13 protein-coding genes are annotated in these 13,861 nt (G+C 67.5%); 9 read left to right on the top strand and 4 right to left on the bottom strand.

Going from position 1 to position 13,861, the window contains the following annotated elements; all coding sequences use genetic code 11:
* The first annotated feature begins 16 nt into the window (after window positions 1-16).
* Window positions 17-424 (top strand): (deoxy)nucleoside triphosphate pyrophosphohydrolase, encoded by a 408-nt coding sequence (locus SLQ30_RS24915; protein WP_319449457.1) that lies wholly within the window; start codon window positions 17-19, stop codon window positions 422-424.
* Between the two features lie 27 nt (window positions 425-451).
* Here the strand turns inward: SLQ30_RS24915 and SLQ30_RS24910 are convergent, their stop codons facing one another.
* Together SLQ30_RS24910 and SLQ30_RS24905 are read right to left on the bottom strand one after the other, a co-directional pair.
* On the bottom strand, window positions 452-724 hold the full coding sequence (locus SLQ30_RS24910; protein WP_319449456.1) for a hypothetical protein: 273 nt from the start codon (window positions 722-724) through the stop codon (window positions 452-454).
* Window positions 725-783: 59 nt separating this feature from the next.
* The gene (locus tag SLQ30_RS24905; RefSeq protein ID WP_319449513.1) at window positions 784-969 is read right to left on the bottom strand and encodes a hypothetical protein; all 186 of its coding nucleotides are present in this window, start codon (window positions 967-969) and stop codon (window positions 784-786) included.
* Between the two features lie 46 nt (window positions 970-1,015).
* Between SLQ30_RS24905 and typA the strand changes: the two genes are divergently transcribed.
* Together typA and SLQ30_RS24895 are read left to right on the top strand one after the other, a co-directional pair.
* The gene (typA, locus tag SLQ30_RS24900) at window positions 1,016-2,905 is read left to right on the top strand and encodes a translational GTPase TypA (RefSeq protein ID WP_319449455.1); all 1,890 of its coding nucleotides are present in this window, start codon (window positions 1,016-1,018) and stop codon (window positions 2,903-2,905) included.
* 52 nt (window positions 2,906-2,957) lie between these two features.
* Window positions 2,958-4,844: an ABC transporter family substrate-binding protein gene (locus tag SLQ30_RS24895; RefSeq protein WP_319449454.1), complete on the top strand. Its 1,887-nt coding sequence runs from the start codon at window positions 2,958-2,960 to the stop codon at window positions 4,842-4,844.
* A gap of 1 nt (window position 4,845) precedes the next feature.
* On the opposite strand, the gene SLQ30_RS24890 is transcribed toward SLQ30_RS24895, so the two are convergent.
* Window positions 4,846-6,075: a chloride channel protein gene (locus SLQ30_RS24890; protein ID WP_319449453.1), complete on the bottom strand. Its 1,230-nt coding sequence runs from the start codon at window positions 6,073-6,075 to the stop codon at window positions 4,846-4,848.
* Window positions 6,076-6,097: 22 nt separating this feature from the next.
* Between SLQ30_RS24890 and mshB the strand changes: the two genes are divergently transcribed.
* Entirely contained in the window at window positions 6,098-6,979 is an 882-nt protein-coding gene (gene mshB, locus SLQ30_RS24885; protein ID WP_319449452.1) for an N-acetyl-1-D-myo-inositol-2-amino-2-deoxy-alpha-D-glucopyranoside deacetylase, read from the top strand.
* A 115-nt stretch (window positions 6,980-7,094) separates the two neighbouring features.
* Window positions 7,095-7,550 (top strand): hypothetical protein, encoded by a 456-nt coding sequence (locus tag SLQ30_RS24880; protein WP_319449451.1) that lies wholly within the window; start codon window positions 7,095-7,097, stop codon window positions 7,548-7,550.
* Here the strand turns inward: SLQ30_RS24880 and SLQ30_RS24875 are convergent.
* Window positions 7,528-8,586: a hypothetical protein gene (locus SLQ30_RS24875; protein WP_319449450.1), complete on the bottom strand. Its 1,059-nt coding sequence runs from the start codon at window positions 8,584-8,586 to the stop codon at window positions 7,528-7,530. The genes SLQ30_RS24880 and SLQ30_RS24875 overlap by 23 nt on opposite strands.
* A 187-nt stretch (window positions 8,587-8,773) precedes the next feature.
* Between SLQ30_RS24875 and SLQ30_RS24870 the strand changes: the two genes are divergently transcribed.
* The 4 genes from SLQ30_RS24870 to SLQ30_RS24855 all read left to right on the top strand — a co-directional run bounded on the left by SLQ30_RS24870 (window position 8,774) and on the right by SLQ30_RS24855 (window position 13,783).
* On the top strand, window positions 8,774-11,389 hold the full coding sequence (locus tag SLQ30_RS24870; RefSeq protein ID WP_413468177.1) for a bifunctional FO biosynthesis protein CofGH: 2,616 nt from the start codon (window positions 8,774-8,776) through the stop codon (window positions 11,387-11,389).
* 124 nt (window positions 11,390-11,513) lie between these two features.
* Window positions 11,514-11,972, top strand: coding sequence for a DUF2231 domain-containing protein (locus SLQ30_RS24865; RefSeq protein WP_319449449.1), 459 nt, complete (start codon window positions 11,514-11,516; stop codon window positions 11,970-11,972).
* Between the two features lie 21 nt (window positions 11,973-11,993).
* Entirely contained in the window at window positions 11,994-13,172 is a 1,179-nt protein-coding gene (locus SLQ30_RS24860) for a P1 family peptidase (RefSeq protein ID WP_319449448.1), read from the top strand.
* A gap of 62 nt (window positions 13,173-13,234) precedes the next feature.
* Window positions 13,235-13,783: a YceI family protein gene (locus SLQ30_RS24855; RefSeq protein ID WP_319449447.1), complete on the top strand. Its 549-nt coding sequence runs from the start codon at window positions 13,235-13,237 to the stop codon at window positions 13,781-13,783.
* Window positions 13,784-13,861: the final 78 nt, after the last annotated feature.

Raw genomic sequence — 13,861 nt, 5'->3', positions numbered from 1 at the left:
TATACCTTCGCGCGCAGTGTCTAAACCACCGCAGAACCAGATAGTCGTAGCCGGAGCGCTGATCTCCGAAGGAGCACTGCTCGTCGCCCAGCGCGACCGGCCGCCCGACCTTGCTGGCCTGTGGGAGCTGCCCGGCGGCAAGGTGGCGGACGGGGAATCCGACGCGGCGGCGTTGGCTCGTGAACTGCGCGAGGAACTGGGCGTCGAAGTCGTCGTCGGCCCGCGCATCGGTCACGACGTCGCGCTGTCCGACACGATGACGCTGCGCGCCTACCTCGTCACCCAGACCGGCGGCACCATCGAACCGCACGACCATCGAGCCTTGAAGTGGGTGACGGCCGACGCGCTCGACGACGTCGATTGGGTGCCCGCCGACCGTGCCTGGCTACCCGACCTCGCGGGTGCGCTACACGCTCAGCTCTGAACGGTGCCGCCCGACGCCTTGAGCGGGCTAGTACCGCAGCCCGTCGCCGACCACACGGACCTCCGAAACCGCCGCGGGATGGCGGGCTGAGTACACCGGGTGGGTCAACACCGGGTGCCTGCAGTGCAGGCACGACGGCTGTGGCTGATTCGCCGAGGCGAACGTCAGGTGGTGACATGCCGCACACCGCACGACGAACAACGCGCCGATCCAATTCAGCAGTCCGAGGTAGATCGCTGCCGTGGCGGCCAGTGCCAACACCGCGATCAGCGCGACCGTGAGCCCTTCGTAAACCGTCATGAACAAGGCCTCCAATCAAGGCTGGACAAAACCACGGTACGCCGCAAAAACGAAGGGCGTCAGGACTTCCTGGCCCGCTTGAACACCTTTTCGAGCTCCTTGCCGCGGAGGCCGTTGAGCTCGGCCTTGTGCACCTTGTTCAGCACCAGTGGGCAGCGCTTGCACCGCGGTTTCGAGCGGCAACACTTCTTCTTCGGTTTGGCCTTCGCGAACTCGCTGGACTTCAACTGACCCTCTCGTGTCATTCCGCCGTTTTCGCGAATGGTGGCCTGCGCTGCGACAATGTCTGACGTGGATTTTCGTAACGTAGCCATCGTCGCGCACGTAGACCATGGCAAGACGACCCTGGTCGATGCAATGTTGCGGCAATCTGGTGCCCTGACCCACCGCGGCGACGACTCGATCGAACGCCTGATGGACTCCGGTGACCTGGAGAAGGAAAAGGGCATCACCATTCTGGCGAAGAACACCGCGGTGCACCGCCAGCACCCCGACGGCAGCATGACGGTCATCAACGTCATCGATACCCCGGGACACGCGGACTTCGGCGGCGAGGTCGAGCGCGGGCTTTCCATGGTCGACGGCGTGTTGCTGCTGGTCGACGCGTCCGAGGGGCCGCTGCCGCAGACCCGGTTCGTGCTGCGCAAGGCCCTTTCCGCGCATCTTCCCGTCATTCTGGTGGTCAACAAGACCGACCGGCCCGACGCCCGCATCGCCGAGGTGGTGTCCGAGAGCCACGACCTGTTGCTCGACGTCGCCTCCGACCTGGATGCGGAGGCCCAGAAGGCCGCCGAGGACGCGCTCGGCCTGCCGACGCTCTACGCGTCGGGGCGCGCAGGAATTGCCAGCACCATCGAGCCGGCCAACGGCGAGAATCCCGCTGGCGAGAACCTCGACCCGCTGTTCGACGTGCTGCTCGAAAACATCCCGCGCCCGCAGGGCGATCCCGAGGCTCCGTTGCAGGCGCTGGTGACCAACCTGGATGCGTCGGCCTTCCTCGGCAGGCTCGCGCTGATCCGCATCTACAAGGGCCGCATCCGCAAGGGTCAGCAGGTCGCGTGGATGCGTGAGGTCGACGGCCATCCCGTCATCACCAACGTCAAGATCACCGAGCTGCTCGTCACCGAGGGCGTGGAACGGACGTCCACGGATGAGGCCATTGCAGGCGACATCGTCGCCGTCGCAGGCATTCCGGAGATCATGATCGGCGACACGCTCGCCGACACCGAGCACGCTCACGCGCTGCCCCGCATCACCGTCGATGAGCCCGCCATCTCGGTGACCATCGGCACCAACACCTCGCCGCTGGCCGGAAAGGTGAGCGGGCACAAGCTGACCGCGCGCATGGTCAAGTCGCGACTGGATTCCGAACTCGTCGGCAACGTGTCCGTTAAGGTCGTCGACATCGATCGGCCCGACGCCTGGGAAGTCCAGGGCCGAGGCGAACTGGCGCTGGCGGTGTTGGTCGAGCAGATGCGACGCGAGGGCTTCGAGATGACCGTCGGCAAGCCGCAGGTGGTCACCAGGACAATCGACGGCAAGCTGCACGAGCCGTTCGAGGCGATGACCATCGACTGTCCCGACGAGTTCGTCGGCGCCATCACACAGCTGATGGCCGCGCGCAAGGGCCGGATGGAAGACATGATCAACCACGCCGCAGGGTGGGTGCGGATGGACTTCATCGTGCCCAGCCGTGGCTTGATCGGCTTCCGCACCGACTTCCTGACCTTGACCCGTGGCACCGGGATCGCGAACGCGGTGTTCGACGGTTACCGCCCGTGGGCGGGCGAGATCCGGGCGCGCCACACCGGATCGCTGGTCTCGGACCGGACGGGCAAGATCACGCCGTTCGCCATGACCCAACTGTCGGACCGCGGTCAGTTCTTCGTCGAGCCGGGCCAGGAGACCTATGAAGGCCAGGTCGTCGGCATCAATCCGCGCGCCGAGGATCTCGACGTCAACGCGACCCGCGAGAAGAAGCTGACCAATATGCGTTCTGCGACGGCCGACGTCTTCGAGACGCTGGCCCGTCCGCTCGAAATGGGCCTCGAACTGGCCATGGAGTTCTGCGCCGAGGACGAGTGCGTCGAAGTCACGCCAGAGATCGTGCGGGTGCGCAAGGTCGAGCTGAACGCCACGGTGCGCGGCCGTCTGAAGGCTCGCGCGAAGGCCCGGGGCTGAGTCTGATGTCGCCGTCGGGGCGGCTCCGGCGTCGCCCGATACCCTGAACGGCGTGCCGACGACCTTGCGACGCATCATTGGCGTCGCGGTCGCATTGCTCTCGGTCTTGGCCCTGGTAGCGGCGTGCACGGTCAAGCCGCCGCCCGCACCGCAGAGCACCGAGACGTCGGTGGTCACCCCGCCGCCACCGCCCAAGGCGATGCAGATCATCATGGCGATCGACTCGATCGGACCTGGCTTCAACGCGCACCTGCTGTCCGATCAGTCACCGGTGAGTGCGGCCATCTCCGCGCTCGTGCTGCCGAGTTCGTTTCGGCCGATCCCCGACCTCCGCTCGCCGACCGGGTCGCGCTGGGAAATGGACCCAACGCTGTTGGAATCGGCCGAGGTGACCAGTGAAGATCCGTTCACCGTGACGTACAAGGTCCGCCCCGAGGCGCAGTGGACCGACAACGCGCCGATCGGCGCCGACGACTACTGGTATCTGTGGCGGCAGATGGTCGGTGAGCCAGGGGTCGTCGACCCCGCGGGCTACGACCTGATCACGGGCGTCCAGTCGATCGAGGGCGGCAAGACGGCGGTCGTCACCTTTTCGCAGCCGTATCCCGCGTGGCGCGAACTCTTCAACGACCTGCTCCCCTCGCACATCGTCAAGGACGTACCCGGCGGCTTCTCGTCGGGGTTGGTTCGGTCGTTGCCCGTCACTGGTGGCCAGTTCCGCGTGGAGAACATCGATCCTCAGCGCGACGAGATTCTGCTTGCGCGCAACGACCGGTACTGGGCGGTGCCCGCGCAGCCTGACGAGATCCTCTTCAGACGTGCGGGATCACCTGCGGCACTGGCTGATTCGATGCGCAACGGCGACACACAGGTCGCGCAGGTGCACGGCGGCCAAGCGACATTCGCACAGTTGGGCGCCATTCCCGATGTGCGGACGGAGCGCATCGCCACCCCACGCGTGATGCAGTTGACCCTGCGCGCGAGGCAACCGGCACTCGCGGACACCCCGGTCCGCAAGGCCATCATGGGACTGCTCGACGTCGATCTGCTGGCCGCCGTCGGTGCGGGCAGCGACAACACGGTGACGCTGGCGCAGGCGCAGGTGCGCTCGCCATCCGACCCCGGCTACGTTCCGACCGCTCCGCCCGCGATCACCCGGGAGGCGGCCCTGGGCCTGCTGACCGACGAGGGCTACGTCATCGAGCAGGTGCCCCCATCGACCGCTCCCGGGTCGCCGACGCCGCAGCCCCCTGCGACGCGGGGACGGATCAGCAAGGACGGGCAGCCGCTGACGCTCGTACTCGGCGTGGCGTCCAACGATCCGACGGCAGTTGCAGTGGCGAACACCGCGGCAGATCAGTTGCGCAACGTCGGTATCTCGGCGTCGGTGTTGGCGCTCGATCCTCCCGCGCTCTACGGCGATGCGCTCGATCAGAATCGGGTGGACGCGATCGTCGGCTGGCATCAGGCCGGTGGCGATCTGGCCACCGCCTTGGCGTCGCGCTATGGCTGCCCGGCACTTGAACTCGAGGCCGTCGGGACGGCCACCCCTGGGCCGAGTACGACACCCACCACGACCGCGACCACGACTTCCACCACTTCACCCCCGGCCGCGCCGCCGTCGAAATCCCCGTTGACGACAGCCACCGCGCCCGCGCCGGAGACCGGGGAGCTGGTACAGGCGCCGAGCAACCTCACTGGAATATGTGACCGAAGCATTCAACCGAAGATCGACGCCGCACTGGATGGCAGCGAGAACATCGCCGATGTGCTGACGGCGGTCGAGCCGAGACTGTGGAACATGGCGACCGTGATGCCGATCCTTCAGGACACCACCATCGTGGCGGCCGGTCCCAACGTCCAGAATGTCAACCTCTCCGGTGCCGTGCCGGTCGGCATCGTCGGCAACGCGGGCATCTGGGCCAAGACCGCGCGCTAGCTCAGTCCGCCGCGGTGTGCCGCTCGCCAAGCAGCCTGATGCCGTGCGCGGCGAAAGCAGCCACCAGAAACACGGCCAACAGCCAGTACGGCGGACGGGCGAGTTCCCAGACGAACAGGGCCGCAAACGCCGGGGCGCGCTGCGTGATCGCGAGCACGCCCGCCGCGCACGTCAGCGAGGCCGCGGCGACCTGAATGTGGGTGCCGGCGAGGTGGTTGAGCGCAAGTATGACCACCGATCCGGCGGCCGCGCCGGTGGCGAGCGCCGGCGTCATCATCCCGCCAACTGCCCCTGCGCGCAGGAACAGTGCCGTCAGCAAGGGCTTGAGCAGGAGGAGGACGGCCGCTCCGCCCAACGTCAAACCGGCGTCGACGCTGACCGTCAGGATGCTGCGTCCGTTGCCCGGTAATTCGGGCCACCAGATCGACGCGACCCCGGTCGCGAGCCCCGCGACCGCAATCGTCGGCATCAGCGTCCACGAGGAAATTTGGGGCTTCGGGCGGGCCAGCTTCATCAACTTGTCGAAGCCGAACCCGATGACCACCGACAGCGGCGCGATGACGAGCGCCAACCCGACGAAGAAGTAGGACAGCGAAGGATCCGGCCACGTGAGCAAGTGGTCCAAGTGGGTGACGGGCGCTGCGACGGCGACGGCGAGGCTCGACGTGATGAGCGCCGTTCCGACCGCGCGCGGGTGCCAGGTGCCCAGCACGATGCGGACGGCGAACAGCGCACCGCCGAGCGGGACGCTGTAGACGGCGCCGAGCCCCGCTCCCGCGGCGCAAGCCAGCAGGATTTCGCGATCGCGTGCGGTCAGCGCCCACCGCGAGGTGCCGAGATCACCGAGGGCAGCTGCCAGTTGCCGGGGTGCGCCCTCGCGACCGAGCGACGCGCCGGACCCCACGAGCAGGACCTGGAGCGCCGCATCCAGGGACATGCGCCACCGCGGGATCGGACGGTGATGTTCGATCGTTTCCGTCAGTGACGGGACCTCGGCCCTGCGTCGCAGCATCCACCAACCGAAACCGGCGAGTATCCCGCCGACCATCGGTCCGAGTGCGCGGCGGACAGGGCTACTACCGCCAACTCCTCCGAGCAGCGTCCCGAATGAATAGTGATATGTGATGTGTTCGACGAAATGGAGCAGCAAAGTGGTGGCAGCACCGGCGACACCGGCGAGCAGCCCGACCAGCACGACGCCGCATGCGTACTCAACGGTGCGCCGCGCCACGCGATGAATCTATCTTGGGCCAATGGACATTCCACGGTTGTTGTTCGTGCACGCCCATCCCGACGACGAGACGCTGACCAACGGCGCCACGATCGCCCACTACGTCGCGCGCGGCGCACGTGTCCAGGTGGTCACGTGCACCCTCGGCGAGGAGGGCGAGGTGATCGGCGAGCGCTGGGCTCAACTCGCGGTCGAGGGCGCCGATCAGCTGGGTGGGTACCGAATCGGTGAACTGTCCTCGGCGCTAAGCGAATTGGGGGTTGCCGAGCCGATCTTCCTCGGCGGTGCGGGCCACTGGCGTGACTCGGGCATGGAGGGTGCCTCCGGGCGGCCGGGGCGGCGCTTCGTCGACGCCGATCCGGATGAGGCCGTCGGCACGCTCGTCGCGATCATTCGTGACCTGCGCCCCCACGTCGTCGTCAGTTACGACCCCAACGGGGGCTACGGACACCCCGACCACATCCAGGCCCATCGGGTGACGGCGGCGGCCGTCGCTGCGGCAGGCGGTTCCGAGTACCCCGGCGAGCCGTGGCCGGTCCCGAAGTTCTACTGGACGGTGCTGTCCCGCAGCGCGCTGCAGGTGGGGTTCGTGGCCGTGTCCGACGTGGAGCTGCCGTCGACGTGGCACCGGATCTCGGCCGAGGAGTTGGACTTCGCGTACGTCGACGACGACATCGACGCCGTCGTCGAAGCACCCGAGAGCCGGGCGGCCAAGGTCGCCGCCCTTCGCGCACACGCGACCCAGGTCAAGGTGGACCCGAGCGGACGAGTGTGCGCGCTGTCGAACGACATGGCGCTGCCCATCGGCGACAGCGAGCACTACGTGCTGGCCGCGGGGACGGCGGGAGCGCGCGACGAGCGCGGCTGGGAGACCGATCTGCTGGCCGGGCTGAACCTGGGATAGCGCGTTGCAACCGGAGTAGGCTGCCAAACGACGTGCACCGCGAGGAAGGGCTAGCAATGGACCCGGATCTGGATCCCAACCTGCAGCATCAGCAGGACCGCTTGGACAACTTCCAGTGGGTCGTGGGTTCGCTCGTCTCGCTGCTCGACAGCATTCCAACCTGACCACTCGGTCCTCGCCGCCCAGTGCACCGCATTGGGCGGGTCGCATCTTGATCGTGGTCCTGGCGTTCGACGGCGTGCTCTCCGCGGTCGCGGGTGCCCTGTTCCTACCGCTCTACGTCGGGTCTGTACCGCTTCCCGTCAGTTCCCTCATCAGCGGATTGCTCAATGCCGCACTGGTATGGGCGGCGCTGCAATGGACGTCGGTGACGCGGCTCGCCGGCGCGCCACTGTGGACGTTTTTGGTCACCGTCGTCGCGCTGACGTTCGGAGGACCTGGCGGCGACGTCGTGTTCGGCGGCGAGAATCCGCTGCCGTTCATCTTGTTCGTCGTGTTGGGCGCGGGCCCGCCAGCGTTCTTGCTGTGGCGGAACCAGGCGCGGACGATCAGTCCTTCGCGCCCGCTTTGACGTGCCTGGCTCCCCTGGGGCCGCGGTCCTTCGACGCGTTGGCCTTCGTTGGCGCTGACCCGTCGGAGGATGAGGACTCCGTCGCGTGCTTGCGCGCGTGCCGTGGCTTCGTCTTGGACGGTTGTGCGCTTGCGTCGTCACTCGCCGTCTCGGCGGGCCGCCGGGAGGGTGCCGTCAGGCGCTTGACGAACTTGTTGATCGACGGAGGTGTGCGAGCTGGGTCCGTCGTGGTTTCGGTGCCGGGGTCCTTCGTGACGTCGGTTCGCACCGGGTTCAGTGCGGCCTCCAGCGCGCGGATCGCGTCGCGCGGGCGGGGGAGCGTCGCTTTGGTGAGCGCCTGAACGTGCTCGTCGACTTCGGTGGCCAGCGCCGCGAGGTCGGCCAACGGGCGCTTTACGGCCGGTACTCCCGCGGGCGCCTCGACATCGGCGACCTTCAGCACGGAGGGCTCCGCGGCGGCGAGCGCGCCGATCGGTGGGATGGGCGGAAGCGGTGGCAGGAAGAAGGCCAACTCGTCGTTTGCCAGCGTGATGAACGAGTTGATGGTGTCGACGGCGACGTTGCCCACGCCCTGCACGAAGCCGACGTTCCCGCCGAGAAAGTCGGCCACGTTGAACGTGACGCTTCGCGCGATGCGTTCACCGAAGTTGTAGAAGATCATGATCTGCGGCGCCAGCCAGCCGACCACCGGAACCCAGCCGACGACGTACGTGGCCACTTCGAAGCCGTACCGCACCCACGGTTCGACGGCGTCGTAGACGTTCTTGATGGCGCTGTCGACGGACGCCCCGACGGCGGCAGGCGCGCTCGACGGCACGACGGCGCTTTGCAACCAGTCGGTGAGCAGCCCGGGCAGCGGTGCCGTCGGCTGGACTGCGGCCGCTAGGCGGAAGGGCGCCGACGAAGCACGCACGATCGGGGTCGGGGCCTGCATCGACTGCGGAGCGGATTCGGCCACCGATGGCACGAACGCGAGCGTCGCGGCGGTGACCGTCGCGACGCCGGCAGTGAGGTACGACCGGACTGAAACGTGCATGGATCGTGCCTCCGAGGCTCGCGTCAATTTTGCTGCCGACGAACTTACGCGGTCTCGGCGCAACCCTGGGGAGCTGGCTCGCACCGGTGTCGTCGTACGGGGACTAATGTGAGGCCTATGCCAGGCGCAGGGGTGTCAGATTGTGAGCGGCGCGGATGATTCTCGACGACACCGGGGTTACAGAGGAGTGGCTCTGAACCCGCAGCACGGCATTGCACTGCCTGACCCGGTAATTCCGCCCAAGTCTTCCGGAGGGCAGGAGCGTAGCGACCCGGGAGTCGTGGAAGCGCCCAACCCCGCCGCCTTGCGACGGGTCTTGCGGCGCGCGCGGGACGGGGTGGCGCTCAACGTCGACGAAGCCGCGCTCGCCATGACCGCTCGCGGTGATGACCTCGTCGACCTCTGCGCCAGCGCTGCCAGGGTGCGCGACGCCGGGCTGGAGGCGGCGGGCCGCCGAGGCGCGTCGGGCAAGTTGCCGGTCAGCTATTCGCGCAAGGTCTTCATTCCCGTCACGCACCTGTGCCGCGACACGTGCCATTACTGCACTTTCGTCACCGTGCCCGGCAAGTTGCGCGCCGAGGGCATGGGCATGTTCATGGAGCCCGACGAGATTCTCGACGTCGCCAGGCGTGGCGCCGAGTTGGGTTGCAAGGAAGCGCTTTTCACGTTGGGCGATCGCCCTGAGGCGCGCTGGCCCGAAGCGCGTCAGTGGTTGGACGAGCGCGGCTACGACTCGACGTTGGACTACGTGCGCGCGATGGCCATTCGGGTGCTCGAGGAGACGGGGCTGCTGCCCCACCTGAACCCCGGGGTGATGAGTTGGTCGGAACTGTCCCGGCTCAAGCCTGTTGCGCCATCGATGGGGATGATGCTGGAGACCACCTCGCGGCGGCTCTTCGAGACCAAGGGGCTGGCCCACTACGGAAGTCCCGACAAGGACCCGGTGGTGCGGTTGCGGACGCTGGACGACGCGGGCAGACTGGCCATTCCGTTCACCACCGGCTTGCTGGTCGGCATCGGTGAGACGCTGCGCGAGCGCGCCGAGACCATGCATGCAATTCGGCGCTCGCACAAGGAGTTCGGGCACATCCAGGAAGTCATCGTGCAGAACTTCCGGGCCAAGGACCACACGGCCATGGCTGCCGTGCCGGACACCGGAATCGACGACTTCGTGGCCACCATCGCGGTCACCCGCCTGGTGCTCGGCCCCAAGATGCGCATTCAGGCACCGCCCAACCTGGTGTCGCGCGACGAGTGCCTGGCCCTGATCGGCGCGGGCGTCGACGACTGGGGTGGCGTATCGCCACTGACCCCGGACCACGTCAACCCCGAGCGGCCGTGGCCGGCGCTGGACGAACTCGCCGCGGTCACCGCCGAGGCGGGCTACGACCTCGTGCAGCGGTTGACCGCTCAGCCTCAGTACGTGCAAGCAGGCGCGGCCTGGATCGATCCCCGTGTGCGTGCTCACGTCGACGCGCTGGCCGATCCGGACACCGGGTTCGCGCTGGACGTGAATCCCGTCGGCCGGCCGTGGCAGGAGCCCGACGAGGCCGCTGAATCCCTTGGCCGCACCGACCTGCACACCGCCATCGACACCGAGGGCAGGCTGACCGAGACCCGCAGCGACCTCGACAGCGCGTTCGGCGACTGGGAGTCCATCCGTGCCAAGATCGAGGAGCTTGCTGCCCGCGCGCCCGAGCGCATCGATACCGACGTGCTGGCCGCGTTGCGTTCCGCTGAGCAGAACCCGGCAGGGTTGAGCGACGACGAGTACCTGGCGTTGGCGACGGCCGACGGTCCCGCACTGGAAGCCGTGACGGCACTGGCGGATTCGCTGCGGCGCGATGTGGTCGGCGACGACGTGACGTTCGTCGTCAACCGCAACATCAACTTCACCAACATCTGCTACACCGGATGCCGATTCTGCGCGTTCGCACAGCGCAAGGGCGATGCCGATGCGTTCTCGCTGTCCACCGACGAGGTCGCCGAGCGGGCCTACGAAGCGCACCTGGTGGGTGCCACCGAGGTCTGCATGCAGGGCGGTATCGACCCCGAACTGCCCGTGACCGGGTACGCGGACCTGGTGCGCGCGGTCAAGGCGCGAGTGCCGTCGATGCACGTGCACGCCTTCTCGCCGATGGAGATCTCTAACGGTGTCACCAAGAGCGGCACCAGCATTCGGGAGTGGCTGACCAGCCTGCGTGAAGCCGGGCTCGGGTCCATTCCGGGCACCGCTGCGGAGATCCTCGACGACGAGGTCCGCTGGGTACTGACCAAGGGCAAGCTGCCCACGTCGGCCTGGATCGAGGTCATCACCACCGCGCACGAGGTCGGGCTGCGCTCGAGCTCAACCATGATGTACGGCCACGTGGACACCCCGAAGCACTGGGTGGGCCACCTCAACGTGCTGCGCGACATCCAGGATCGCACCGGCGGCTTCACCGAATTCGTGCCGCTGCCGTTCGTCCATCAGAGCAGCCCGCTGTATCTGGCCGGTGGGGCGCGCCCGGGGCCGACGCACCGCGACAATCGCGCCGTGCACGCCCTGGCCCGGATCATGTTGCACGGCAGGATCGATCACATCCAGACCAGCTGGGTCAAGCTCGGTGTCGAACGCACCCGCGTGATGCTCAACGGTGGCGCCAACGACCTCGGCGGCACGCTCATGGAGGAGACCATCTCGCGGATGGCCGGTTCGGAGAACGGGTCGGCGAAGTCGGTCGAGGAACTCGTCGCGATCGCCGAGGGCATCGGGCGTCCCGCGCGGCAGCGCACCACGACGTACGCGCCACTGGCCGCCTAACCCCTTCTCGCCCGCCCCCGCGAACAGCGCTCGCGGGGGCGGAAACCCTGCGCCGAGGTGAACTTCCTGCCAGGCTCGCGCGTGTAGAAAGTGATTGTCGCCATCCACAGCCCAGGAGTGCGCCTTGACCACGATCTCCGGAATACCCGCCCACGCCCTGCTCGTACACGCCATCGTCGTGCTCGCGCCGCTGACCGCGCTGCTCGAAATCCTGTGTGCGCTTTGGCCGGCGGCGCGGCGACGGTTGGTGTGGCTGGTACTGGCGTTCGGGATCGCGACAATGGTGTTGACCCCGTTGACGATTTCTGCGGGCGACTGGCTGTACGACCAGAGTCCGCAGCACACGGCGATCCTCGAGATACACGGGGAGCGGGGTCAATGGATGCTGTACTTCGCCATCGGACTGCTCGTGGTGGCGATCGCTCAAGCGGTACAGCACTGGCATGAGTCACGGTCGGAAGAGCCGAAGCGCGTGCTCGCCGTGGTCGTTGCGGTGCTCGCCGTCGTGGTGGGGGTGTCGTCCATCGTCGCGGTCGTGCGGATCGGTGACTCCGGCGCACACGCCGTATGGGGCGGCGGCTGAGCAGTTGTGCTACCCAAGAGTGTGACCTCAGCCCAGACGCACACCACCGACGGACGACCGCGGGCCCGCGGACTCGCGATCCCATCGCCCGGTAGGCCGGGGCCGCTCAATGCGATCACCGATGTCCCCGGCGTCGAGGTCGGCGAAGTCACGCTGATCGATGGTGACGGACCACTGGAGGTCGGACGCGGCCCGGTGCGCACCGGTGTCACCGCGATCCTGCCTCGGAGCCGGGACGGCGTCGGTCGGCCGTGCGCGGCGGGCTGGCATTCGCTCAACGGTAACGGCGAGTTGACGGGCACCACCTGGATCGAGGAGTCGGGCTCCTTCAATGTGCCTGTGGTGCTGTCGAATACGCATGCCGTCGGCGCCTGTCACACCGGCGTCGTGAGGTGGATCAACAAGGTCAACCCGCGCCTGGCCCGCCAGTGGCTGCTGCCCGTCTGCGGGGAGACGTGGGACGGCTACCTCAACGACATCAACGGCGGTCACGTGCGGCCCGAGCACGTCGAGGCCGCACTCGACGCTGCCGCGCCGGGGCCGGTGGCCGAGGGCTCGGTCGGCGGCGGCACGGGCATGAACTGCTATGAATTCAAGGGCGGCAACGGAACTGCATCGAGGGTGGTGACGTACGGCGCCCACACGTTTACCGTTGGCGCGTTCGTGCAGGCGAACTTCGGCTCCCGCGGTGAACTGACCGTGGCGGGTCGACATGTCGGGCCGTCGCTCGCCGACGACAATCCGCTCGACTCGGACTGGTTCGCCGCAGACCTCGGGCTGCGGGCTCCGCCCGGGGCGGGCTCGGTGATCGCGGTCATCGCGACTGACGCGCCGCTACTTCCGGGGCAGTGCAAGGCGCTCGCGCGCCGGGTGCCGCTCGGGCTGGCCAGGACGGGTACGACGGGCAGCCATTTCTCCGGTGACGTCTTTCTGGCCTTCTCGACGGCCGACGCCGACGGCCTGCACAGTGGCTTCCCTGTTGGGCCGCCCGCCGACGACGAGTTCGGCACGCTGACCTTCCTTCCGTGGGGTCGGATGGATCCCTTCTATGCCGCTGTCGTGCAGGCCGTGGAAGAGGCGGTGCTCAACACGCTGGTAGTCAACGACGACATGGTCGGACGCGATGGTCACCGCACGCCCCGGCTGCCGATCGATCGCTTGACCGCGCTGTTGGCTGCCGCCGGAATAGAATCGGACTAGAGTCCGTTTCGCTTCTTGACGGTGTCGGACAGGCCGACACCCACAGTCAAGGAGCAACCGACATGACCGCAGCCGTAGCCACCGATCTGAGCGCAGGTACCTGGGCCATCGACCCCGTCCACTCGTCGATCACCTTCGCCGTCCGGCACCTGGTAGTGAGCAAGGTGCGCGGCAGCTTCGAGAGCTTCAGCGGCGCGGTCGTCGTCGCCGAGGACGGGACCCCGTCGGTGACCGCCGAGATCGCCGTCGATTCGGTGCACACCGGCAACGAACAGCGCGATGCGCACGTGAAGGCCGCCGACTTCTTCGACGCGGAGAAGTACCCGACCGCGACGTTCGTCTCGACCCGTGTACGTGCCGACGGCGGCGACTACGTGCTCGATGGTGACTTCACGCTCAAGGGCGTGACCAAGCCGATCGAGCTCAAGCTCGCCTTCAACGGCACCAACCCCGGTATGGGCCACGGTGAGGTCGCCGGCTTTGAGGCCTCGGTGGTGTTGAACCGCAAGGACTTCGGAATCGACATCGACATGCCGCTGGAGACCGGCGGTGCGGTCGTCGGTGACAAGGTCACCATCACCCTGGAGATCGAGGCGCTCAAGCAGGCCTGACTTCTCTCCGCGAGCAGACGCAAATGTGCCGCGACACGCTGTGTCAGTTGCACATTTGCGTCTGCTCGCGGAGTAGGG

Source organism: Mycobacterium sp. RTGN4 (assembly GCF_033804635.1).
Classification (GTDB): Bacteria; Actinomycetota; Actinomycetes; order Mycobacteriales; family Mycobacteriaceae; genus Mycobacterium.
The sequence above is the reverse complement of the archived record's forward strand: the minus strand, read 5'-3'. Positions and strand labels throughout refer to the sequence as shown.